Consider the following 20,401-nt stretch of genomic DNA (forward strand, 5'->3'; position numbering starts at 1 on the left):
GTGGAAGACATCCGGTTCACCGGACCATGTCTACCGGATCAACGACTCGAGTGCCTGCACCGTCATGAAGCAGCCGTCTCAGCCGTGGGCTTGTCCGCCTCCGGGGAGGTCGACTCGCCGGCGGTCGCGGCCTGGGACGGGACGCTGCTGGTTCCTGCGCTGGATCCGGTCCCGGTGCTCGCACCGGCAGTGGCGCTACCGGGCGCCCCGAAGCCGTGCTTGGCCAGGATCTCCTGGCCCGTCTTGCCGGTGACGGCGTCGATGAAGACCTTGGCGCCCGCGGCGTTCTCGGGGGTGGCGGTCTGTGCGATCGGGTAGTGGTTGACGACGCCGCCGTCGGGGATGTCGATCTTGTCCACCTTGTCCTTGGCAGCGGTTGCGTCGGTGGTGTAGACGATGCCGGCGTCGGCCTCACCGGATTCGACCTTGCCACGTACGTCGGTCACCTTCTGCTCCTCGGAGGCCGGGTTGAGGGTGACACCCTGGGCGTCGGCGAGCTTCTTGGTGGCCTCGCCGCAAGGCACCTCCGGGGCGCAGATGACCAGGTTGGCGCCCTCGAGCGAGGAGTCCAGTCCGGTGATGCCCTTCGGGTTGCCCTTGGGGACGATGAGGGTCAGGACGTTGGTGGCGAACTCCGTCTGGGAGCCGACCAGCTTCTGGTCCGCGGCTTCCTTCATCGTGGAGTTGTTGGCGGTGGCCAGGACGTCGGCGCTGTTGCCACCCGACAATGAGGTCACCAGGTCCTGGGAGCCCTGGAAGTCGAAGGAGACGTCCATGCCGGGGTTGTCCTTCTCCACGGACTTCTCGATCTCCTCGAAGGCATCCTGGAGAGAGGCTGCGGCCAGGACCGTGACCTTGCCGGTGGCCTTCTCGGCGCCGGCAGAGGCGGCGCCCGAAGCGGCGCCGGTGGAGCTGTTGGATGCGCCGCCCCCGCAGGCTGCGAGCGAGACGACGGAGAGCAGGCTGACGGCGGCGACGGCCGCACGGCGGGAGATACCCATGTGTGTGTCCTTTCGCGAAGGTAGGGGTGGCCGGTTCAGGCGCCCTGGGACGGGGTGACGTCGTTGACCCCCTGGTTGCCGGTGCCCTGGGTCCTTACCGGGGTCCAGCCACGTGAGGTCCGGGCAGTGGAGGTGGCCCCTTCGCGTGAGCGGTAGACCACGTAGGGGCGGGTCACGTAGCCCACGGGCGCGGAGACCGCGTGGACCAGGCGGGTGAAGGGCCAGATCGCCAGGAGCAGGAAGCCCGCGATGATGTGAAGCTTGAAGGAGACCGGTACGTCGGTCATGAGCTCGGGGCGTGGCTGGAGAACCAGTACTGACCGCAGCCAGGGGCTGATCGTCTCGCGGTAGTCGTAGCCATGGGCGTCGGTGAGCTGGTTGAGGACCGTCGCGGCCGAGCCCAGCAGGACCGGGACAATGAGGAAGCAGTACATGACCAGATCGTTGCGGGTGGTGGCCAGTCGCACGCTCTTGACGACGACGCGCCGGTAGATGAGTCCGGCCATGCCCAGGATCGTCATAATGGCCGCGAAGGTGCCCATGTAGGTGGCGCCCAGGTGGTACATGTGTTGGGAGACGCCCAGCATCTCGGTGACGTCCTTGGGCACCAGGAGCCCGACGACGTGACCGCCCATCACCATGAGGAAGCCCAGGTGGAACAGAGGGGAGGCCAGGCGCAGGATGCGCGACTCGTTCCACTGCGAGGAGCGCGAGGTCCACCCGAACTGGTCGGTGCGCCACCGCCAGATCATACCTGCCACCAGCAGCACCAGGCTGGCGTAGGGCAGGGCCACCCACAGGAGGTTCTGCTGAATCGGGCTCATGTCATACTCTCCTGGCTGCTCGTGAGGGGGACGTGTCGGCGACCGGTACAGGGTCCGGCAGGGTGGGTGAACCAGACAGGCTCGGGTTGCGTACGGGAACGGTGGGGAAGGGCAGGGTGTCGGTGACACCGACGGTCTCGGTGGGCGGGCCGGCCGCCACGAGGGCGCGCACTCGCTCGGCGGTGGCCTCGTCGATCCGCGGCAGGGTCATTGAGACGGCCTCCACCAGTCCCGCGTAGGGGGAGGCGGCGTCGGCCAGGGCGCTGCGCAGCACCTCGATGCCCTCGCGGTGGGAGGACAGGAGCGCGCCGGCCACCTCGTCGCCGCTGCGCGCGGACAGCTCGAGGACCACCGGCAGGTAGTCGGGTAGCTCATCGGCGGCCATCTCGTAGCCGGCTGCCGCCAGCGCCTGTTTGAAGGCCAGCAGCGCAGCGCCCCGGTGCCGGGTGTCTCCCACCGTGTAGTACGTCAGGTACAGGCAGCAGCGCCGACGCCGGTCGAAGACCTCCACATAGTGCTCGGCCATGGCCCGCTCGCCGCAGCGCCGGGCCTGAGCGATGAACTCCTCCAGGAGGACGGCCACCTCCGGCGGTAGCGTGGCCAGCTCGGCCTCGACGGCATCCAGACGCGTCTCCAGACCGCCCTCGGCCGGGTAGTCCAGCAGCAGCGAGGCCGCCATATGCACGGTGGCTCGCTGAGAGGAGTCCAGGGGCACCTCGGGGGGCGCCTCAAGGACCCGGGGAGCGCGGACGAAGGAGACCATCTCAGAGGTCCCTGGGGGCGGCGACCGCGGGGCCGGTCGAACCGGTCCGTGAGGGGCCATCGGCCTCCTGCGCCCGCCCCACCGGCTGGGGCACGCCGATCTCCGACATTCCCGGGCCGGCGGCCGGCACCGGCTCTCGGCGCACGGTCGGCAGCGGCAGGCTCACCGGGCCGTTGCCCACGCCGCCCTGCCCGTGGAAGGAGGCGACGTCGGGGTGGCAGCCGGCCGGCGCCCCCTCGCCCAGGAGGGTCTTGACATCGTTGCCCATGGACTCCATACCGCGCGGGACCTCGGGCTTGGTGGTGGGGATGACGTAGCGGTCGTCGTACTTGGCGATGGCCAGCAGCCGGTACATGGCCTCCAGCTTCTCGGCGCTCAGGCCCACGGCGGCGGCGATGGCTGGGTCGGGCTCGCGGCCCAGGCGCACGTCGCGCATGTGGGAGCGCATCGCGGCCAGACGCCGCAGCACGAGCTCCACCGTGTTGGTCTCACCGGCCGTGAACAGACCCGCCAGGTACTCCAGCGGGATGCGCATCTCGGAGACGGCCGTGAGCAGCACCTTGTGGTCCTCACCGTCCAGCCCGGCGGCCGCCACCTCGTCGACGACCGGGGAGAGCGGCGGGATGTACCAGACCATCGGCATGGTGCGGTACTCGGGGTGCAGGGGCAGGGCCACCTCATAGGTGTCGATGAGGTCCCAGATGGGGGAGGCCTGGGCCGCCTCGATCCAGTTGTCCGGGACGCCCTCGGCGCGCGCCCCGGCCACGACCTCGGGGTCGTGGGGGTTGAGCAGGATCTCGCGCTGGGCCATGTACAGGTCCTGCGGGTCCTTGACTGCGGCGGCCTGCGAGACCCGGTCGGCGTCGTAGAGGAGGACGCCCAGGTAGCGCAGGCGGCCCACGCATGTTTCCGAGCACACAGTGGGCTCGCCGACCTCCAGGCGCGGGTAGCACAGGGTGCACTTCTCGGCCTTGCCGGTGGTGTGGTTGAAGTAGACCTTCTTGTAGGGGCAGGCCGACACGCACATGCGCCAGCCGCGGCAGGCGTCCTGGTCCACCAGGACGATGCCGTCCTCGGTGCGCTTGTACATGGCACCCGACGGGCAGGCGGACACGCAGGTGGGGTTGAGGCAGTGCTCGCAGATGCGCGGCAGGTAGAACATGAAGGCCGACTCGATGTCAGTGCGCACCTTCGTGCTCATGGCCTCGACGATCGGGTCCTGCTGAAGGGTCTCCATGGAGCCGCCGAGGTCGTCGTCCCAGTTGGGGCCCCACTGGATGGTGGACATGTACTCGCCGGTCAACTGGCTCTTGGCGCGGGCCACAGGCAGCGCTGAGGAGTCCTTGGGGGCCGAGAGCAGACGGTCGTACTCGTAGGTCCACGGCTCGTAGTAGTCCTCGACCGTGGGCATCTCCGGGTTGGCGAAGATGTTGACCAGGCGGCGCAGCCGGCCGCCAGAGCGGGGCCGCAGGCGGCCCGACGCCGTGCGCTCCCAGCCACCGCGCCAGGTGTCCTGGTCCTCCCACCCCTTGGGGTAGCCGACACCGGGACGGGTCTCAACGTTGTTGAACCACATGTACTCGGTGCCCTCGCGGTTGGTCCAGGCCTGCTTACAGGTCACTGAACAGGTATGGCAGCCGATGCACTTGTCGAGGTTCATCACCATTGCGATCTGGGCCATGACCTTCATCAGAACGTCACCTCCTGGTTGCTGCGGCGACGGATGAGCGTGACCTCGTCGCGGTTGTTGCCCGTGGGGCCGATGTAGTTGAAGGCGTAGGACAGCTGCGCGTAGCCGCCGGCGAAGTGGCTGGGTTTGAGCACGATCCGGGTCAGTGAGTTGTGCGTCCCGCCGCGCCGCCCGCTGGACTCGGTCAGCGGGGTGTTCATGGTGCGCTCCTGGGCGTGGTGCATGAAGACCATGCCCTCGGGGATGCGGTGGGAGACGATGGCGCGTGCCGCCACGATGCCGTTGCGGTTGTAGGCCTCGACCCACTCGTTGTCCTTGACGCCGATCTTGTCCGCGTCCTGGGGACTCATCCAGATGGTCTGGCCCCCGCGACCCAGCGTGAGCATGTGCAGGTTGTCGAAGTACTGGGAGTGGATCGCCCACTTGTTGTGCGCGGTGATGTAGCGCACCGCGACCTCGGCCGTGCCCGCCTGGCTCGTGGACACCGAGCCGGGGGCCGTCTCCCCGTACAGGGCGTGGAAGTCCAGCGGCGGCCGGAAGATCGGCATGGCCTCACCCATGTCCCGCATCCAGTCGTGGTCCAGGTAGTAGTGCATGCGCCCGGTCAGGGTGTGCCAGGGCTTGGCGTGCTCTACGTTGACCACGAAGGCCGAGTAGCGCCGTCCGCCGTGCTCCGAGCCGGACCACTCCGGGGAGGTGATGACTCCCTGGGGCTTGACCTGGGTGTCGGCGAAGGAGATGAGCTTGCCGGCCTCCTCCTCGCTGAGCTCGACGAGCTTGGTGCCGGTGCGCTTGGACAGCGTGTCCCAGCCCTCGGTGGAGATGCGCCCGTTGGTGGTTCCCGACAGTGTGAAGATCGCGTCGGCGGCGCGGATATCGGTGTCGATCAGCGGCCGACCGGCGGCCTCGCCGTCGGAGGAGACCCCGTGGTTGCGGGCCAGGCGCTCCACCTCCGGCCCGGGCTTGAGCATGATGCCCTTGCAGGGCAGCCCGAGCTTCTCGGCCAGGGGACCCAGGGCGTCGAACTTGGCCCGGATCTGGGTGTAGTCGCGCTGGGTGGGCACCAGCTTGGGCATCGTCACCCCCGGCACCCACTCCTGGGGCAGGGTCGAGACGTCGCCGTGCGCCATCGTCATGGCGTCGGGGGTGTCGTGGGTGAGGGGCGCGGCGACGACGTCGGTCTGGGTGCCCAGGTAGCGCGGCGCCCAGGCGGAGATGAGACCGGCCAGGGTCTGGAAGACCTGGAAGTCGGTGCGCGCCTCCCAGGGCGGGTCGATGGCCGCGTTGAAGGAGTGCACGAAGGGGTGCATGTCGGTCGACGAGATGTCGTGCTTCTCGTACCAGGTGGCCGCGGGCAGAACGACGTCGGAGTGCAGGGTGGTGGAGGTGTTGCGGAAGTCCGCGGTCCACATGAGATCGAGCTTGCCGACGGGGGCCTCGTCGCGCCACGTCACCGAGGCGGGCCGTTGCTCGGGCGGGGTCTCGACGGCGTTGACGTCGTTGTCCGCGCCCACCATGTGGCGCAGGAAGAACTCCGTGCCCTTGGCCGAGCTGCCCAGCAGGTTCGTGCGCCACGAGCACAGGATGCGCGGGAAGTTCTCGGGGGCGTCGGGGTCCTCGCAGGCGAAGCGCAGCTCACCGGAGCGCAGCTGCTCGACGACGTAGTCCTTGGGGTCCATGCCCGCCTCAGCGGCCTGCTGGCCCAGGAGCAGTGGGCTGCGGTTGAAGGTCGGGTAGGAGGGCGTCCACCCGCGCTTCATGGCCTCGACCATCGTGTCGGTCGTCGTCTTGCCCGCCAGGCTCCCCGGCCCCAGCGGTGAGGCCAGGCGCTCGGCGGAGGTGGTGTCGTAGCGCCACTGGTCGGTGGTGATGTACCAGAAGCCGGTGGCGATCATCTGGCGGGCCGGGCGGTGCCAGTCCAGGGCGAAGGAGTACTGCTGGAAGCCGCTGAGCGGGCGGACCTTCTCCTGGCCCACGTAATGGGCCCAGCCACCGCCGTTGACCCCCTGGGTGGCGCACATGGAGGTCAGCGCCAGGATCGTCCGGTAGATCTGGTCGGCGTGGTAGTAGTGGTTGATGCCCGCGCCCATGACGATCTGGGAGCGGCCGCCGGACTCCACGGCGTTGAGGGCGAAGTCTCGTGCCACCCGGATGATGGCGGGGCCCGGCACGCCGGTGATCTCGCTGGCCCAGGCGGGTGTGCCCGGGACGGTGGCGTCCTGGTAGTCCGTGGGCCACTCGCCGGGCATGGAGGGGCGCTCGACGGCGTACTGGGCCAGGAGCAGGTCGTAGACGGTGGTGACCAGGCGGTCACCGATTCGGGTGACCGGTACGCCGCGGCGCACGACGCCTGCGCCGACGGACCCCTCGGGGGTGGCCGATCCGGGCAGGTCGAAGCGGGGCAGGAGGACCTCAGCGGCCTGGACCCGGGGGCCCTCGCCGTGCAGGTCCAGGATGCTCATGACCGGGTCGAGGCCCTCCATGAGCAGGTTCCACTTGCCCTCGCCCTCGGGGGTGAAGCGGTCGGCCAAGGTGCCGCCGGGGTCGGCCGGGCCGCGCTGTCGGTCCCACACGAGGGGGCGGAACTCGTTCTTCGGGGCGCCGGCGGCGACGCCGTCGACGTCGGAGGCCGTCACGAAGCGGCCGGGCACGTAGCCGGTGCCGTCGGGCGAGGGCTCCAGACCGATGAGGAAGGGGGAGTCGGTGTGGCGGCGCATGTAGTCCAGGAAGAAGGACTCATGGCGATTGACGTGGAACTCGGTCAGGATGACGTGCCCCATCGCCTGGGCCAGGGCGCCGTCGGTACCGGGGGCCACGCGCAGCCACTGGTCGGCGAACTTGGTGTTGTCGGCGTAGTCGGGGGAGACGGCCACGACCTTCTGCCCGTGGTAGCGGGCCTCGGTCATGAAGTGTGCGTCCGGGGTGCGGGTCAGCGGCAGGTTGGAGCCCCACATCATGAGGTACTGGGAGTTGTACCAGTCGCCGGCCTCGGGAACGTCGGTCTGGTCGCCGAAGACCTGCGGCGAGGCCGGAGGCAGGTCGGCGTACCAGTCGTAGAAGGAGAGCATCGTGCCGCCGATGAGCTCGTGGAGGCGGCCGCCGGCTCCGTAGGAGACCTGAGACATGGCCGGGATGACGGAGAACCCGGCGATCCTGTCCGGACCCCAGGTCCGGATGGTGTGGACGTAGGCGGCCGCGACGATCTCCATGGCCTCGTCCCAGCCCACGCGCACCATCCCGCCCTTGCCTCGGGCCGACTTGTAGGCCTTGGCGGTGTCGGGGTCGCCGGTGACCTGCGCCCAGGCGGCCACTGGGTCGCCGTCGTTGGCGGACCTCGCGGCGCGGAAGGCGTCCAGCAGCACCGAGCGCACGTAGGGGTAGCGGATGCGCGTGGGGGAGTAGGTGTACCAGGAGAAGGCCGCACCGCGCGGGCAGCCGCGGGGCTCGTACTCGGGCATGTCCGGCCCCGTTGTGGGGTAGTCGGTGATCTGCTTCTCCCAGGTGATGATGCCGTCGGAGACGTAGACCTCCCAGGCGCATGAGCCGGTGCAGTTGACCCCGTGGGTGGAGTGGACCATCTTGTCGTGGCTCCACCGGTGCCGGTAGAAGGTGTCCGCCTCGCGCCCGCCGGTCAGGAACAGGCGGCGGGCGTCGGCGGAGGCCTGTCCTCGGCGCAGGTACGAGCCCAGCGTGAGCAGTCCGGGGGCGTTCTCGACCTGCTGGTCGGGTCCGGGGACGATCCCGGGGCCGGTGGGCTGGGAGCCGGTGGTGCTCATCAATGGTCCTTTGGTCCGTGAGGCTGGTGGTTGGTTGGTGGCGTGCTTGTGATTCGCATTGTTCGTCGGTGCTGGCCCGAAGCGGTTCAGCGGTCGGTGGGAGCCGGGCGCGCTGAGCCCCTCTGGCTGGCTCGGACGCTCTGCTGAGACCTCAGCGGCCGCGTCATCGAGCCGGTCAGTCGGTTGCGGGCGGGCCGGGCCGACGACGGGTGCGGGGTCTCAGCCCGGGAACGGGGCTCCCGGACGGGCGTAGCGCAGCCAGCAGATGACCGCGCACAGGGCGCAGTAGGCGACCGAGATCCAGAACCAGGTGGTGGCGCCCAAGGAGGCGATGGCGACACCGACGATGAAGGGGCCCAGGCTGGCTATGGCGGCCGTGAAGCCGATGGCGCCGCCGGCCTGCCGCTTGGGCATGATCATCGGCATCTGCTTGAAGGTGCCGGCATTGCCCAGGCCGGAGAAGAAGAACATCGCCAGCATGGACCACAGGAACCCGGGGAACTGCGCCGGATCGGTCGGGTGGAGGTAGAAGGTGGTGATGGCCAGCGTGACGCCCATTCCGACCACGGAGATGAAGGTCCAGATGGCCCCACCGAAGCGGTCGCACAGGGGACCCCACAGCATCCGGACGACCGACCCGATGAGTGGCCCCAGGAAGGCGTAGGTCGCGCCCAGGGGCAGCAGGGACTTGTCGAAGTGCTCAGCCAGGACCGACTGCGGCCCGTAGGTGTTCTTGATGAGGAGCCCGAACTGCGCGGCGAACCCTGAGAACAGGCCGAAGGTCGCCACGTACATGAGTGTCATGTACCAGGTGTCCGGGTTGGAGAAGATGTCGATCTGCTGGCGGATGTTGGCCTTGACCGGGACGTCCTTGAGCAGGGCGAAGGCGAGGATCGCGGCCACGATGGTCCACGGGATGAAGAAGACGGCCGCGTTGTGGACCCAGACCTGGCCGTTGCCGGCGTGCTGAGGAGCGATCCAGGTGATGCCCAGCAGGCCGAAGCCCATGAGCCAGGGGCTCAGCAGCTGGATGATGCTCATTCCCAGGTTTCCGATGCCCGCCTGGATCCCCAGGGCGGTACCGGAGAGCCGCTTGGGGAAGAAGTACCCGGTCGAGGGCATGTAACCCGAGAACGAGCCGCCCCCGATCCCGCAGGCGAAGGCCAGGGCGAGCAGGACCCCGAAGCTCGTCTCGTTGCTCTGCACCGCGAAGAACCACCCGAGCATCGGCAGCGCGTAGAGCAGGGACGACCACGCGACGAGCTTGCGCGTGCCGACGATCGGCGGCAGGAACATGTAGACGAGGCGGATGAGCCCGCAGGACAGGCCGGGCATGGCGGCGAGCCAGTAGAGCTGACCGTCGGTGAGCTGGAAGCCGATCTCGGTGAGCTTGGGGGCGATCGCGCTGGGGAGGAACCAGACGCAGAAGGCCAGGATCATCGAGTAGGTCGAGACGGTCAGGGTGGTCCAGGCGATCTTCGCGGACCACTTCTCCGGCTCCTCGGGGTTCCACCCTGTGAGGACGCGACCGGAGGTGTCGAGCGTGGACATAGGGCTCCTGCTGTGTGTGGGGCTCGGTCTGGTGGGCGACGGCGCCGTGGACCTGAGACTGTCGTGAAGATGTCGGTGGGGGCGTGCGGGCACGCACCGCCCCTATGATGCATGTCCGCGGCAGGACCTTTAGGCAAGGGACGAATGTCCGAGCAATGCGGGGCGAAACTGGGGTCCTGACCGTACTCGAGGACAACGAATTAAGTTAAATGTAAGTTCTCTAATTATTGTGGGGGCGGGACAGAACCCTGTGAACCCTCCGCGTCCGGCGGAGGCTGGAGGTACCTGAGCAGGGACCGCGCGGACTACGGTGGGCCCATGAGTGAGACCCCCATCGTCCAGAAGGGCCTGGCTGCCCTGCCCGCGCCCGTCAAGGGCGCCGTCATCACCGTCTCCGACCGCTGTGCCAGCGGGGATCGCGAGGACCTCTCCGGCCCCCTGGCGCAGCGACTCCTGGCCGAGCACGACGTCGTGGTCGACACGGTGGACCTTGTGCCCGACGGCGTCGAGTCGGTGCGCGAGGCGATCAGGCGGGCGGTGTCCGCCGGCGCCCGGGTGGTCCTGACCACGGGCGGCACCGGGGTCACCCCCCGCGACCTCACCCCCGAGGCCACAGCACCGCTGCTTGAGACCCGCATCGAGGGCATCGAGGCCCAGATCCGCGCCCACGGGCTGACCAAGACGCCGCTGGCGGGACTGTCCCGCGGCCTGGTGGGAGTGACCTCCCGCGGTGACGACGGCGCCCTGGTCGTCAACGCCCCCGGCTCACGCGGCGGGGTCAAGGACACCGTCGCCGTCGTCGGCCCCCTGGTGCCCCACGTCCTGGAGCAGCTCGGCGGCGGCGACCACTGAGGGGCCCGCGAAAGGGGGCCCTCGCTCGTCACTCGGGCAGGTCGGTGTCCCATGCTCGGACCTCGGCCCAGGTGTCCAGGTCCCTCACGATCCCGTGAGGGAGGGCGAGCGTTGCGACGCGGAGGCTCCCGAGGACCCGACGCACGGCTACGTCTCGCAGGGGAGTGCCTCCCGGGGTCGTGGCCGCGGCCAGCGCCCGGCGGTGGTAGAGACCCAGCAGGTACTGGGTGTGGTCGCCGTCGCGGGTGCAGACGCCTTCCAGGTCCCGTCCGGCGCCCAGCAGCGCCCGGTGCAGAGCCGGCAGCGCCCGCCAGGAGGCTGGGGCGTCACAGGTGAGGATCCCGGTCAGCTCCGCTGTCGGCCGGTTCTGTTCCAGGATCGTCAGCCCTGCCGCGATCCCGGCGACCGGCCCGCCCAGGGGCGGGTCCTCCAGTGCCCGCAGGACGCCTTCGGGCAGCGCCACCCGCTCGGGGGCGACGACGCACACGCGCCCCAGTGGAAGGCCCTGTTCCCGCAACTGCTCCAGTCCGGCTAGGACATGGTCGAGCAGGCGCGCTCCGCGGGCGACGACGTCGGGCTTGGAGGCACCGTCGAGCCGCCGGCCGGTTCCGCCGGCCAGGACGACGACGTCGACCGGGCCTGTGGCGTTCACCTCGGGGCCGTCGGCCCGGTCAGGCGCCGTCACCGCGCACCCAGTCCCCTGAGCGGCCCCCGGACTTGGCCACCACCTTGGCCTCGCGCAGCTCGACGCCCCGGTCCACACCCTTGACCATGTCGACGATCGCCAGTCCGGCCACGGTGGCGGCCGTGAGGGCCTCCATCTCCACCCCCGTGCGGTCGGCCGTGCGCACGGTCGTCTCGATGCGTACGCCGCCGTCGACGACCTCCAGGTCCACGCGTGCGCCGTGCACGCCGATGACGTGCGCCAGCGGCAGCAGGTCGGGGACCTTCTTGGTGGCCGCGATCCCGGCCACGCGGGCCACTGCGAGCACGTCGCCCTTGGGGACGGCGCCCTCGCGCAGGGCGGTCACGATCGCCTCCGAGCAGGCCACGAAGGCGGTGGCCCGCGCCTCGCGCACACTCTGCATCTTGGCGGTGACGTCCACCATGTAGGCGGCGCCCGCCTCGTCCAGGTGGGTGAGGGTGATATCGGGACGGGTAGTCATGAGGGGCTCCTTCAGCGGGTTGGGGAATCGGGTGTCGCGGACGCACCTCCGCTCTCGACGGCGGGCCCTCGGGGACCGTCCGCGAGCTCTACCGTGCGTACCGGAGGCGACGGGGACAGCGAGTCGGACAGCGCGATGAGGGGGAGTTCGTCGCCGACCTCGACGGCCTCGACCTCGGCGGCCACGACCGCCAGCGCCTGCGCGGCAGGCAGTGAGGCCACCAGGTGTGAGCCCGAGCCCAGGCGGTGGGTGGGTGTCACCCACGGCAGGCACGCATGCTCCTCGGCGCCGCCCTCGGCATGGTTTCCGTGCTTGTCCGCCTCAGCGGCGGCGGGATGAGCGGGCGGTCCGGTGAAGCGCACCGGCACGTGCTGGCGCCGCCCCGGCGGGGTCCGCCAGGCCACAGCCGCGCGAGCCGTCGGCCGGGGGCGCCCCGGGAGCATCCCGTCGCTGCTGTCGCTGGTGTCCTGCCCGGCCAGGCGGGCCAGGGCCGGGGCCACGATCGTGGTGAAGGAGACCAGGACGCTCACCGGGTTGCCCGGCAGGCAGATGATCGGCACCCGTCGACCATCGTCGGCGCGCACCCAGCCGTGCCCCTGGGGCTTGCCCGGTTGCATGGCCACCTTGACGAAGTCCAGACGCACCGCTGCGCCCCCGCCCCGATTCGCCTCGGCCAGCATCGTCAGAGGATCGAAGGCCCCCGCCGACACGCCCCCGGAGGTGACGATGAGATCGGCGCCGGACGCGGCCCGCCGCAGCACCTCGGCCAGGTCCTCGGCCGTGTCGCCGCTGCGGGACACGCTCGCGCACACCGCACCGTGCTCGGCCACCAGCCCGGCCAGCAGCAGGGAGTTGGAGTCCGGGATCGTGCCGGGCTTCAGCACATGACCGGCGTCACGCAGCTCGGCCCCGGTGGAGACCACGGCCACGCGCACCCGTGCCGCCACCCGCACCGATCCGAGCCCCACGGAGGCCAGGGCGGAGACGGCCGCCGCGGACAGCCTCGTCCCAGCCGCCATGACCGGATCCCCTGCGCCCAGGTCCTCCCCGGCGCGGCGGATGCTGAGACCGGGCCGAACCGCTGCGCGGATCTCAACCCGGTCCGGAAGTGGGTGGGGGCCGGGAACCTGGTCGGTGTCCTCTACCTTGACCACGGCATCGGCGCCCTCGGGCAGCATCGCCCCGGTCATGATTCGCTGAGTGGTTCCCGCAACGAGGGGCTGCGGCGCGGCACCGGCTGGAACGTCTCCGCTCACCGGCAGAACCACGGGGGTCTGCGGCGAGGCGCCGGTCGTGTCCTCGGCGCGCACCGCGTAGCCGTCCATCGCCGAGTTCGTCCACGGCGGCACCGGGACGGCGGCGGTCACGTCCTCGGCCAGTACCCGGCCGTGAGCGTCTCCCAGCGCCAGCCGGCTGGCCTCCAGGGGGGAGAGGGGCTCAAGCACCCGGGTGACGTAGTCCTCCAGGGGAATCATCTGCGCCATAGCGGTCCTTTCTCGACGGGTCGTCCTCGGGGGCAGCAGCGCGGCTAGTCATCGGCGGGGCGACGGGATGTCGTGGGCCTATCATGCCTGTTCAGCCGGACGTGCCCACGTGGGTATGCTCGCGGCCGACCATCCGATGATGCCCATTACGGCGCCCAGGGCGAGGAGACTCCCGTGACGTTCATCCCCGATCAGCTCAGCAGGCCGCTCCCGGCCCACGTGGCCCGTGTGGTGCGCGCCGAGGTCACCGAGGCCCCCGTCAGCGTCTCCGAGCTCGCCGACGCCGTCCAGGACGCGGCCGCCGGCGCCGTCGTCACCTTCGAGGGTGTGGTCCGCAACCACGACGCCGACCGCGCCGTCACCGGCATCGGCTACTCGTGCCACCCCACGGCCGGCCGGATCGTCGAGCAGATCGCCCGCGACGTCGCCGAGCGCGGACAGGTGCGGGCTCTCGGCGTCGTCCACCGCGTCGGAGACCTGAGCGTCGGGGAGGCGGCGCTCGCGGTCGCGGTCAGCTCCGACCATCGCGCCGAGGCCTTCGCCGTGTGCGGCGAGATCGTCGAGGAGGTCAAGAAGCGCCTGCCCGTGTGGAAGCGCCAGACCTTCACGGACGGCTCGGCCCAGTGGAGCAACCTCGCCTGATCGCCTTCTCCCCTTTCCATCGATCCGGGTCTTCTTCGCGTATCCGGGCGGAAAAACGGTAGGGCTACGCGAGAAGTGCCCGGCTCGATGCGGGTTCCTCACCCGCCGGCGAAGGGCGGGAGCACGTCGACAGCGTCGCCATCGGCCAGAGGCGTGAGCGAGTCCGCCGGGGTGGAGACCGAGTTGACCAGGAAGCTGCAGATCGGAACCACCCGTGCCATCTCCAGCCCTCGTCCGGCCAGCTGCTCGCGCAGGCCCGCCAGCGTCGTGCCCGCGGGCAGGTCGAGGCGCTCCTCGGGGCGGCCGGCGGCCTCAGCGGCCGCGGCGAAGTAGCGCAGAGTCACTGAGGCCTGCCTCGGGCTCGTCTGTGCGCTCGCCTCCGAGGACAGCTCTGGTGAGGGACTCATAGCGGGGCTCCTTACGGGGTGGGGGTGTCAGCCGCCGATGGCCGACATGGTGCGGTGCGGGCGTGCGAAGCCGTCGCTCTCGGTCTGGGGAGCGTCCGAGCCGTGGGCGCGGGGCTTGCCCCAGGTGGCCCTGGCCCAGATGCGGATGAGCTCGTCGTCGTCGGCCCCGGCGCGCATGGGACCGCGCAGGTCGGTCTCGGTGCTGGAGAAGAGGCAGGTCATGAGGCGCCCGTCGGCCGTGATGCGGGTGCGGTCGCAGTCCGAGCAGAAGGGAGCGGTGACCGAGGCGATGACGCCCACCGTCCCGGCCGGGTGCTTCTCACCCGACGCGCTGCCGGCGGCCACCCGCCACAGGGCGGCCGGGCGACGGTCGGGACGACCCACCTCGGTGAGGATGAAGCCGGCCGCTCGCAGCGTCCCCAGGATATGGTCGACACCGACGACGTCCTGGCTGCGCCAGGTCTCGCGCGGTCCCAGCGGCATGTGCTCGATGAACCGCAGCTGCCAGCCACGGCGCAGGCACTCGAGCAGCAGACGTGGCGCACGCTCCTCCACGGTGGCGGGCATGGCCACGGCGTTGACCTTGATGGGATCCAGACCGGCCTCCTGGGCGCCGGTGATCCCAGCCAGGACGTCGGCGAGCCGGTCCCGGCGAGTGATGGCGGCGTAGTCCTGCGGGTCCAGTGAGTCGATGGAGATGTTGACGCGGTCCAGCCCCGCCTCGCGCAGACCGGTGGCCCGCCTCTCCAGCCCCAGACCGTTCGTGGTCAGGGCGATGTCCGGTTTGATGCCCGACGACGTCCGCAGCGTGGACAGCGAGGCGACGATCTCCTCCAGGTCCCGTCGCAGCAGCGGTTCGCCGCCGGTCAGGCGGATGCGCTCCACTCCCAGGCGCTCGACGGCGATGCGCCCCAGGCGGGTGAGCTCGGCGGTGGTCAGCAGTGCCGGGGTGGGGAGCCACTGGAGTCCCTGCGCGGGCATGCAGTAGGTGCAGCGCAGGTTGCAGCGGTCCGTGATGGACAGGCGCAGGTCGCGCACGGTGCGCCCGTGGCGGTCGGTCAGCCGCTGCGGGACATCGTCGGCGATGGCCGCCAGCTCCGGGATCGACTCGGCCGGGAGGACCGACTCCGGTGAGCCCGGCCGCCCGGATGGCTCGGGCAGCACCGGCCGGGTCGTCGGCATGGGCAGGTCCGTGGAGTTGCCACAGGTCCTGCTCGGGCCGACGACCGCGGCATCGAGCGGTGCTGGCGTCATACGTCGAGCATATCGGGAGCGTGCCGGCGGTGTGGAGTGCGGACCTGAGCTCGTGGTCAGGGGCGAGGTCTCACCCCCTGGACGCCTTCCGCCAGCCGGTCGCGACGAGATGTGGATCAGGCGGTGCGCAGGATCTCGACGCGCGCGAAGCCCTCCGACTGCTCCAGCAGCGTGTGCTGGAAGGTGAAGGGCAGCTGGTCGATCTGGGCCAGCAGCGGGGTGGGCACGTGCGGGGCCACCAGGTCGAAGCCCTCACCTGGGTTCAGGGAGGAGGCTGCACCGATGACCGCGGCGTGGCGCAGACGGTGCGGGATGGCGCGCGCGTCCAGGGTGAGGCGCTCGTCGCTGTGTTCGTGGCAGCCGCAGCTGGACTTCTTCTCGGTGACGGGCAGCAGCTCGGGGCTCTCGCTCATAGGGCTCTCCTTCAGAGTGTTCGTACTGGTCAGAGTGACTTTACTACCATCACGGGCCGGCGGGAACGGCCGTCCGCCCTCACCGGCACAACCTTCACCCCGACCGACCGAGACCTCATGGATGACGTGGAGCCGTGTCGTCCGTGAATGCTCTGCCGCTGTGCGTGCGGGTGTTTCCGGCGCTGTTGGATACGGTTGGGCCGTGGAGACGGACAAGCCGGCAGCGGCAGACGCACAGGTCAAGGCGCCCACCGCCGACGACGCGACCGGCCGCCTCAGCCGGGCGCTGACCACCCGGGTGGCGCCGCGCCTGGTGGCCCTGGCCCTGGGCGCCGCCTGCATCCTCATGGGACTCGACGCCGCCCTCCTGCGCCTCAACCTGCCGGCCCCCATCGACGGGACCAGGCTGGCGGCGCTCCACGGTCCCCTCATGCTCATCGGCTTCCTGGGGACCGTCATCGCCCTGGAGCGGGCGGTCGCCGCCCGCGCCCCCTGGGCCTTCCTCGCCCCGCTGGGCAACGCTGCGGGCTGCCTGGCCCTCCTGGCCGGCGCGCCCGACGTCGTCGGCCGGGGGCTCATGACCATCGCCACATGCATCCTGTGCGCCATCTACCTGCGGGTTCACCGGCGCGCCCCCAGCGCCGCCGTCGACGTCGAGGCCATGGGCGCAGCCGCACTCCTGCTGGGCGACATCCTGTGGATGGGAGGCCGTGGCATCGAGGACGTCGTCGCGCTGTGGCTGCTCTTCCCCACGCTCACCATCGTCGGCGAGCGCCTGGAGCTGGCCCGGATCGCCTTCCTCGACGAGTTGGTCGAGACCGTTGTCGAGGCGCTGTCCGGTGCGGCGGTCCTGGGTGCCTGTCTGCTGCTGGTCGCTCAGGGCTCCCACCTCGTGGTCGGCCCGGCCCTGCTGGGGCTGGCCGTCGTCATGGCGTACTACGACGTCGCCCGGCGCACGGTCCGAGCCGGCGGCGGGGTGCGCTTCATGGCGGCCTCCATGCTCGCCGGCTACGTGTGGCTCGCCGTCGCCGGGGCGGTCTGGTCGCTGTGGGGCCTCCAGGGCCTGCGAGGATCCGCCTACGAGATCGTCATCCACTGCATCACGGTGGGCTTCGCCTTCTCCATGATCCTGGCCCACGCCCCGGTCATCATCCCCGCGATCGTCCACCGAGCGCTGCCCTACCACCGGCTCATGTGGCTGCCCTACCTCCTGCTGCACGCCGGCCTGGCGGTGCGCGTCGTGGGCCTGCTGGCGGGAGCCTCCGTGGCCTGGCAGGTCGGCGGCGCCGTCGGGGTGGCGGCGATTGTCGTCTTCATGGTCCTCACCGTGGGACGCGTCCTGACCTCCGGCAGTATCCGGACATCGGTCCGAGTGAAACGGCCGGCTGCGGCCGCAGCAGCCGGATCAACGACGCAGGCAGGCGGGAGTCCCGCATGAGCCTGTCCATCGGTTCTCCCGGCCCCAGGCCCGGCCCCCGTTCTGCTTCGCCTTCCGGTGCCGGACCATCGCGGGGACCGGGCGGCCGACCCGCCAAGAAGCCCTCCCGGCGCACCACTCAGGTGCGCCGCAACGCCCTCGTCATGGCCTGGATGCTCACCGCTGCGGTCCTGGCGGGCCTCACGATCGTGGGCCCCCTGGTCTCCTGGGGCACCTGGCTGCCCCTGCACGCCCTGCTCCTGGGCGGGATCGGCAGCGCCATCACCATCTGGTCCGCCCACTTCGCCGACACTCTCCTGCACCGACCCGCCCTGGGCGGCGCCGCCCTCCTGGACGTGCGCCTCTACGCTCACAGTCTCGGCACGGTCGTCGTGCTCACCGGCATCACCATGGGCCACCAGGTGCTGGCGCTGACCGGGGCGGGAATTGTCATGGCCCAGGCCATCGCCGGCGTGGTGGCCATCACCGTGCAGTACCGGCGGGCTATCGCCCCGCGTCTGGCGTCCCTGGCCATCCACTACGCCGTCGCCCTCGTCCTGCTGGCCACCGGAGCGCTCCTGGGGTTCCTCATCTCCTGGTCCAATGCCCGCGGACGCTCCGGCCTGGCCGATGTCCTCTACCTGGCCCACACCACCACCATGCTGCTGGGCTTCGTGGGCACCACGGTCCTGGGGACCCTGACGGTCCTGTGGCCCACGATGCTGCGCACCCCCATGGAGCCCCTGGCGCCGCGCTGGACCACCCGCGGCCTGCCCTACCTCGTGGGCGGCACCGGACTCGTGGCCGCCTCCGGGGTGTGGCTGCCCCTGGCCGGCCTGGGCGTCCTGGTCTACCTCGGTGGTGCCTGCGGGGTCCTCGTTCCCGCCTACAGGACCGCCCGCCGGGTCCCGCCGACCTCCTTCGCCACGGCCTCGGCCACGGCCTCGGTGTCCTGGTTCGTCGGCTGCGTCGCCGTGCTGGGCGCCCGCATGGCCCTGGCCGACGACGTCGGCGCCGCCCGTGACGTCATCCACGCTCTGCGCCTGCCCCTGGCGGCGGGCTTCGCCCTCCAGATCCTCGTGGCGGCCCTGAGCTACCTCGCCCCGGTGATGCTCGGCGGCGGGCCCGCGGCCACCCGGGCCACCAATGCGATCATGGACCGCTGCGCCGCCTACCGCGTCACCACCGCCAACGCCTGCCTCCTGCTGGCGGTGAGCCCGGGAGTGCCCTGGCAGGTGCGCGTTGTCGCCGGGGCGCTGGCCGCGCTGGTGACCTCCTACCTGCTTGCGGGCATGATCCTCTGCCTGCGCGAGCTCTCCCGACGCAAGCGCGCGCCGCGCACCTCAGCCGGCGGCGACGCCGTCCCCACCTCCGACCCCGCGGGCCGCCGGTCCGCCCAGCCCTGAAGGGGAACCCGATGACGAAGACGCCCGATGCGCAGGCCCCGTCTCCGGACGAGGCCACCGCCACCTCCGAGAACGCCGCTGCAGGCGCTACCGAGGACAGTGTCGCTCAGGCTGCCAGTGGGGCCGTTGCCGGCGACGCCGTGACGAGCTCCGACAAGCCCGGCGCCGCCCACCGTCGGGCGGTGACGGCCGGCACGGCCCCCGCCATCGACCGCAACCGTCGCCCCCTGTCGAGCAAAGCCGACTCCACGGCGCAGGCCGGCGCGACGGCATCTGCCGCGTCAGCGTCGTCGGGCGGCCTGCTGCACTCCGCCGACCGCCGCGGCATCCTCATGGGGCTGCTCACCGCCGGAGCGGCCGTCGTCGTCGGCAGCATCATCGGCAACCGCGGTCAGGGCGGGGCCACCCAGGACATTGAGGCCACCGGTAACACCGTCAACGCCACCATCAAGGTGGAGGGTCTGCGGTTCGTGCCGGACACGGTCGACGTCACCCCCGGCGACCGGCTCGTCATCACCTTGGACAACACCGCCGACCAGGTCCACGATCTCGTCCTGGCCACTGGCCAGACCACCGGCCGTGTGGCCGCCAGAGCCAAGGGCACGCTCGACGCCGGAGTGGTGACCGGGCCGGTCGAGGGCTGGTGCTCCATCGCCGGCCACCGTGCCCAGGGCATGGTCTTCCACGTCACCGCAGGCGGGACGGGGGCCGGCGGCCACCAGCACGGCGGCGGCCAAGGCAGGCAGACCGGTTCGGGCAACGACGCGGTGCCCGACTACTCCGCCCGGCTGCCCGCTGACTTCAAGGCCTTCGATGCCGCTCTGCCGCCCGCCCCGAGCAGCCCCGACGGCGGACCGATGACCAACCGGCACACCTTCACCGTCAAGGAGCAGGTCATGCCGGTCGGTGGCGGTGTCACCCAGCGGCGCATGACCTTCAACGGCCAGGTCCCCGGCCCCGTCCTGCGCGGCAAGGTGGGGGACACCTTCGAGATCACCCTGGTCAACGACGGCACCATGAGCCACTCGATCGACTTCCACGCCGGGATCACCCCGCCCGATGAGGCGATGCGCTCGATCAACCCCGGTGAGTCCCTCGTCTACACCTTCACGGCCCAGCACTCGGGGATCTGGCTCTACCACTGCTCCACCTCACCGATGAGCCTGCACCTGGCCGCGGGCATGCACGGGGCCGTCATCATCGACCCGCCGGGCCTGCCCTCCGTTGATCGCGAGTACGCCATCGTCGCCTCCGAGGTCTACCTCGGCCCCGAGGGCGGTGAGCCCAGCACGGACAAGATCGCCGCCAAGACCCCCGACCTCATGACCTTCAACGGGGTGGCCTTCCAGTACCACCAGCAGCCGCTCAAGGCCAAGGTGGGGGAGCGCGTGCGCTTCTGGGTTATGGCCGCGGGTCCCTCCCTGCCGACGTCGTTCCACGTCGTTGGTCTGCAGTTCGACCAGGTCTTCTTCGAGGGGGCCTGGACCCTCGGCGGCCCGAGTCAGATCGGGGCTGCCTGGTCCGGCGGGTCTCAGGCTCTTGGCCTGCACCCGGCCCAGGGCGGCTTCGTCGAGTGCGTCGCCTCCGAGCCGGGCCACTACGTGTTCGTGTCCCACTCCTTCGCCGACATGGAGAAGGGTGCTCATGGTGTCCTGGAGGTCGCTTCCTGAGCCGATACCGCATCAGGTGACCCTGCCCTTCTCCGGGTGTGGCTGCGAGCACGGCTTCGGCCCCGGGCGCCTGTGCCCGGGGCCG

At 70.7% G+C, this 20,401-nt stretch carries 17 protein-coding genes; 5 read left to right on the plus strand and 12 right to left on the minus strand.

The features are described from left to right. Positions 1-62 precede the first annotated feature (62 nt). The 6 genes from modA to HMPREF9056_RS04100 form a co-directional block, all read right to left on the minus strand. Positions 63-1,001 (minus strand): molybdate ABC transporter substrate-binding protein, encoded by a 939-nt coding sequence (gene modA, locus HMPREF9056_RS04075; protein WP_009403076.1) that lies wholly within the window; start codon positions 999-1,001, stop codon positions 63-65. Positions 1,002-1,036: 35 nt separating this feature from the next. Beyond that, positions 1,037-1,825, minus strand: coding sequence for a respiratory nitrate reductase subunit gamma (narI, locus tag HMPREF9056_RS04080; RefSeq protein WP_009403077.1), 789 nt, complete (start codon positions 1,823-1,825; stop codon positions 1,037-1,039). Position 1,826: 1 nt separating this feature from the next. Beyond that, positions 1,827-2,588: a nitrate reductase molybdenum cofactor assembly chaperone gene (gene narJ / locus HMPREF9056_RS04085; protein WP_009403078.1), complete on the minus strand. Its 762-nt coding sequence runs from the start codon at positions 2,586-2,588 to the stop codon at positions 1,827-1,829. A 1-nt stretch (position 2,589) separates the two neighbouring features. Continuing rightward, a complete protein-coding gene (gene narH, locus HMPREF9056_RS04090; RefSeq protein ID WP_009403079.1) occupies positions 2,590-4,278 on the minus strand; it encodes a nitrate reductase subunit beta in 1,689 nt (562 codons plus the stop codon). Further along, complete coding sequence (locus HMPREF9056_RS04095) at positions 4,278-8,054, minus strand: nitrate reductase subunit alpha (RefSeq protein ID WP_009403080.1); 3,777 nt, start codon at positions 8,052-8,054, stop codon at positions 4,278-4,280. Before HMPREF9056_RS04095 ends, narH begins: the two co-directional genes overlap by 1 nt. A 219-nt stretch (positions 8,055-8,273) precedes the next feature. Further along, positions 8,274-9,605, minus strand: coding sequence for a NarK/NasA family nitrate transporter (locus HMPREF9056_RS04100; RefSeq protein ID WP_009403153.1), 1,332 nt, complete (start codon positions 9,603-9,605; stop codon positions 8,274-8,276). Between the two features lie 318 nt (positions 9,606-9,923). On the opposite strand from HMPREF9056_RS04100, the gene HMPREF9056_RS04105 reads away from it, so the two are divergent. Beyond that, a complete protein-coding gene (locus tag HMPREF9056_RS04105) occupies positions 9,924-10,457 on the plus strand; it encodes a molybdenum cofactor biosynthesis protein B (protein ID WP_009403154.1) in 534 nt (177 codons plus the stop codon). 28 nt (positions 10,458-10,485) lie between these two features. Here the strand turns inward: HMPREF9056_RS04105 and HMPREF9056_RS04110 are convergent, their stop codons facing one another. From HMPREF9056_RS04110 to glp, 3 genes are read right to left on the minus strand one after another with little or no spacing between them, the layout of a single operon-like run. After that, the gene (locus HMPREF9056_RS04110; RefSeq protein ID WP_009403155.1) at positions 10,486-11,142 is read right to left on the minus strand and encodes a molybdenum cofactor guanylyltransferase; all 657 of its coding nucleotides are present in this window, start codon (positions 11,140-11,142) and stop codon (positions 10,486-10,488) included. Continuing rightward, positions 11,129-11,623 carry a cyclic pyranopterin monophosphate synthase MoaC gene (moaC, locus tag HMPREF9056_RS04115; protein WP_009403156.1) on the minus strand — a complete coding sequence of 165 codons (495 nt, stop codon included), beginning with the start codon at positions 11,621-11,623 and terminating at the stop codon, positions 11,129-11,131. The genes HMPREF9056_RS04110 and moaC overlap by 14 nt, the downstream gene beginning before the upstream one ends. A gap of 11 nt (positions 11,624-11,634) precedes the next feature. After that, positions 11,635-13,107: a gephyrin-like molybdotransferase Glp gene (glp, locus tag HMPREF9056_RS04120; protein ID WP_009403159.1), complete on the minus strand. Its 1,473-nt coding sequence runs from the start codon at positions 13,105-13,107 to the stop codon at positions 11,635-11,637. 228 nt (positions 13,108-13,335) lie between these two features. On the opposite strand from glp, the gene HMPREF9056_RS04125 reads away from it, so the two are divergent. Then, positions 13,336-13,749: a molybdenum cofactor biosynthesis protein MoaE gene (locus HMPREF9056_RS04125; RefSeq protein ID WP_034513796.1), complete on the plus strand. Its 414-nt coding sequence runs from the start codon at positions 13,336-13,338 to the stop codon at positions 13,747-13,749. 98 nt (positions 13,750-13,847) lie between these two features. Here HMPREF9056_RS04125 and HMPREF9056_RS04130 read toward each other — a convergent pair whose 3' ends face one another. The 3 genes from HMPREF9056_RS04130 to HMPREF9056_RS04140 all read right to left on the minus strand — a co-directional run bounded on the left by HMPREF9056_RS04130 (position 13,848) and on the right by HMPREF9056_RS04140 (position 15,823). Continuing rightward, entirely contained in the window at positions 13,848-14,156 is a 309-nt protein-coding gene (locus HMPREF9056_RS04130) for a MoaD/ThiS family protein (protein WP_009403161.1), read from the minus strand. Between the two features lie 27 nt (positions 14,157-14,183). Then, complete coding sequence (moaA, locus tag HMPREF9056_RS04135) at positions 14,184-15,410, minus strand: GTP 3',8-cyclase MoaA (RefSeq protein ID WP_009403162.1); 1,227 nt, start codon at positions 15,408-15,410, stop codon at positions 14,184-14,186. Positions 15,411-15,526: 116 nt separating this feature from the next. Further along, positions 15,527-15,823 (minus strand): DUF2249 domain-containing protein, encoded by a 297-nt coding sequence (locus HMPREF9056_RS04140; protein WP_003785642.1) that lies wholly within the window; start codon positions 15,821-15,823, stop codon positions 15,527-15,529. Between the two features lie 202 nt (positions 15,824-16,025). On the opposite strand from HMPREF9056_RS04140, the gene HMPREF9056_RS04145 reads away from it, so the two are divergent. The 3 genes from HMPREF9056_RS04145 to HMPREF9056_RS04155 are packed head-to-tail and all read left to right on the plus strand — an operon-like array spanning position 16,026 to position 20,316. Further along, on the plus strand, positions 16,026-17,261 hold the full coding sequence (locus tag HMPREF9056_RS04145) for a membrane protein (RefSeq protein ID WP_009403163.1): 1,236 nt from the start codon (positions 16,026-16,028) through the stop codon (positions 17,259-17,261). Continuing rightward, the gene (locus tag HMPREF9056_RS04150; RefSeq protein WP_034513761.1) at positions 17,258-18,646 is read left to right on the plus strand and encodes a hypothetical protein; all 1,389 of its coding nucleotides are present in this window, start codon (positions 17,258-17,260) and stop codon (positions 18,644-18,646) included. Before HMPREF9056_RS04145 ends, HMPREF9056_RS04150 begins: the two co-directional genes overlap by 4 nt. An 11-nt stretch (positions 18,647-18,657) precedes the next feature. Beyond that, the gene (locus HMPREF9056_RS04155) at positions 18,658-20,316 is read left to right on the plus strand and encodes a multicopper oxidase domain-containing protein (protein WP_009403165.1); all 1,659 of its coding nucleotides are present in this window, start codon (positions 18,658-18,660) and stop codon (positions 20,314-20,316) included. Positions 20,317-20,401 lie beyond the last annotated feature (85 nt).

It is taken from the genome of Actinomyces sp. oral taxon 170 str. F0386, assembly GCF_000195595.1.
Classification (GTDB): domain Bacteria; phylum Actinomycetota; class Actinomycetes; order Actinomycetales; family Actinomycetaceae; genus Actinomyces.

Bases quoted from the DNA above. Each gene is read 5' to 3' on its own strand.
- modA (WP_009403076.1), bottom strand. From the start codon at position 1,001: ATGGGTATCTCCCGCCGTGCGGCCGTCGCCGCCGTCAGCCTGCTCTCC.
- narI (WP_009403077.1), bottom strand. From the start codon at position 1,825: ATGAGCCCGATTCAGCAGAACCTCCTGTGGGTGGCCCTGCCCTACGCC.
- narJ (WP_009403078.1), bottom strand. From the start codon at position 2,588: ATGGTCTCCTTCGTCCGCGCTCCCCGGGTCCTTGAGGCGCCCCCCGAG.
- narH (WP_009403079.1), bottom strand. From the start codon at position 4,278: ATGAAGGTCATGGCCCAGATCGCAATGGTGATGAACCTCGACAAGTGC.
- HMPREF9056_RS04095 (WP_009403080.1), bottom strand. From the start codon at position 8,054: ATGAGCACCACCGGCTCCCAGCCCACCGGCCCCGGGATCGTCCCCGGA.
- HMPREF9056_RS04100 (WP_009403153.1), bottom strand. From the start codon at position 9,605: ATGTCCACGCTCGACACCTCCGGTCGCGTCCTCACAGGGTGGAACCCC.
- HMPREF9056_RS04105 (WP_009403154.1), top strand. From the start codon at position 9,924: ATGAGTGAGACCCCCATCGTCCAGAAGGGCCTGGCTGCCCTGCCCGCG.
- moaC (WP_009403156.1), bottom strand. From the start codon at position 11,623: ATGACTACCCGTCCCGATATCACCCTCACCCACCTGGACGAGGCGGGC.
- glp (WP_009403159.1), bottom strand. From the start codon at position 13,107: ATGGCGCAGATGATTCCCCTGGAGGACTACGTCACCCGGGTGCTTGAG.
- HMPREF9056_RS04130 (WP_009403161.1), bottom strand. From the start codon at position 14,156: ATGAGTCCCTCACCAGAGCTGTCCTCGGAGGCGAGCGCACAGACGAGC.
- moaA (WP_009403162.1), bottom strand. From the start codon at position 15,410: ATGACGCCAGCACCGCTCGATGCCGCGGTCGTCGGCCCGAGCAGGACC.
- HMPREF9056_RS04140 (WP_003785642.1), bottom strand. From the start codon at position 15,823: ATGAGCGAGAGCCCCGAGCTGCTGCCCGTCACCGAGAAGAAGTCCAGC.
- HMPREF9056_RS04150 (WP_034513761.1), top strand. From the start codon at position 17,258: ATGAGCCTGTCCATCGGTTCTCCCGGCCCCAGGCCCGGCCCCCGTTCT.
- HMPREF9056_RS04155 (WP_009403165.1), top strand. From the start codon at position 18,658: ATGACGAAGACGCCCGATGCGCAGGCCCCGTCTCCGGACGAGGCCACC.